Annotated in this window: 1 pseudogene; it reads right to left on the bottom strand. The window is 62.8% G+C overall.

The annotated features are described in order from the left end of the window. Window positions 1–250: pseudogene (locus tag KHA85_RS20750) on the bottom strand (ABC transporter permease); the annotation flags it as partial. Window positions 251–331: the final 81 nt, after the last annotated feature.

The raw sequence follows: 331 nt of genomic DNA, 5'->3' as shown, positions 1-331 counted from the left end.
CAAAGGCGTCGCGCACCGCTTCGCCGATAAAGATTAATAACGAAAGCAGCACCGCCAAGACCAGGAAGGCGGTGATGCCGAGCCACGGCGCCTGCAGATTGTTTTTGCCTTGCAGCAGCAATTCACCGAGCGACGGCGAACCGATCGGCAGACCGAAACCGAGGAAATCGAGCGACGTCAGGGTAGTGATCGAGCCACACAGGATAAACGGCAGGAAGGTCAGCGTCGCCACCATGGCGTTGGGCAGCATATGGCGGGACATGAGAACGCGATCCGGCACGCCCCTGGCGCGCGCGGGGCGGGTGGCGGCCAAATTGCGGGGGGGCAGGGA

The organism is Dietzia massiliensis, from assembly GCF_018390595.1.
GTDB classification, from domain to species: Bacteria; Actinomycetota; Actinomycetes; order Mycobacteriales; family Mycobacteriaceae; genus Dietzia; species Dietzia massiliensis.
The sequence above is the reverse complement of the archived record's forward strand: the minus strand, read 5'-3'. Positions and strand labels throughout refer to the sequence as shown.